This is a genomic window from Scytonema sp. PCC 10023 (genome assembly GCF_963920835.1).
GTDB lineage: Bacteria > Cyanobacteriota > Cyanobacteriia > Cyanobacteriales > Nostocaceae > Kalymmatonema.
This window is the reverse complement of the sequence record NZ_CAWUDP010000300.1, coordinates 1-1,360: the sequence shown is the minus strand read 5'-3', so window position 1 is coordinate 1,360 and position 1,360 is coordinate 1. Positions and strand designations below refer to the sequence as shown.

1 pseudogene is annotated in these 1,360 nt (G+C 41.0%); it reads left to right on the top strand.

Annotated elements, in window-relative coordinates:
• Window positions 1-507: 507 nt before the first annotated feature.
• Window positions 508-1,360 (top strand): annotated as a pseudogene (locus ACM0OZ_RS48835) (hypothetical protein); the annotation flags it as partial.

Here is a 1,360-nt window from a genome sequence, read left to right as displayed (position 1 = left end):
GCGCTGCAGGAGGGTTTCCCTCCGTAGGCGACTGCGAACCCGAAGGGGGCAACCCTGCCAATCGCAAGTTACGACGTTGAGCCAAGAATCCCCATGCCTAAAGGCAAGGGGAGTGTCAATAAGACTCGCTCAAGCAACCACTCCAAAAATTTGAGATACGAATTCTGCTTGCGGTGACATACTGCCGACGTGGGGCTTCTGCCCAACTAGCTAAAATATTCCCTTGGGTATGGTAACGCCTTTGGCTTGCCCTTTGCAAATCATGTTCCTGGCTTCAAATCCAAAGAATCGTTTGAAAATAAGCGAAACGAAATTTTTAAGTATATTTTTCTATTGACAAAAACTACAATTGTTAATATAGAACGAATGCAGTCGATAGACGGTTGGGGTAGTTTAGCTAGTATCCTTTTCTCAAAAAATGTAACTCAATTACCCAATCAGGACTGCTAGATTGGAAATATGTGTTGTGCTGCTTCCAAAACTGACCAACGGATAGAGATTATCTTTATGAAGAGCAAGAATCAAGTCATCTTCGCCTTATTGTTGAGAAGCGCTATAGTCTTTTCACCTGTGCTAGTGTCCGTTGGTATTGCCAGTGCGCAAAGAACACCTTCTTCCCCACAGGCTGTGCTGTCTAATCAAAACCGGCAAGAACTCCCACGACTGACAGAAGAACATCGCGCCTTTCTTCGTACAACCATCTTGTTCAATGTCTGGCTAGCGATACTGACTTTAGTACCAGTCACAGTTATTGCTGCTTTATTGCTCCTGCGACGGGTTGCCATTCGTGAGATAGTTGATAGAGCAATGGAACGGCTACAGGGACTCGAAGAATTAGAAAAACAGCTAGTCACTGTTAAGCAAGAAGCACAAAAGCTCATCCAAGAAACTAAAAATATCACTTCTGACTTAGACAAGGAAGTAGAAGCACTTCAACAAAAAATCAAAATAGAACAAGAAAATTTATCTAGACTTCCAGTTGAAATATCTCAGTCAAGAACGCAATTTTTAGGAGAATTAGAAAAAGCAATAAACAACTCTAAACAAGAAGTAAAAACTTTAGAATCTGAATTTGCCTCTCAAGTTTCTGAGTTACAATTGCAAACCCAACAACAAAGAAATATAACTGTTGAGAATTTAGGAAAATTAGAAACAGAGGTTGCATCACAACTGTCGGAATTACAAGTGGGTGTTCAACAGCAAAAGGATATCGTCCTTGAGAATTTAGAAAAATCGAGTTCGGAGTTTGTCACCCACCTGTTTGAATTAGAGTCAGATACTGAGCAACAAAAGAATACTATCCTTGAAAGTTTGGAGCAATTGCGCTCCGAATTTACATCGCGACTGTCTCAATTACAGT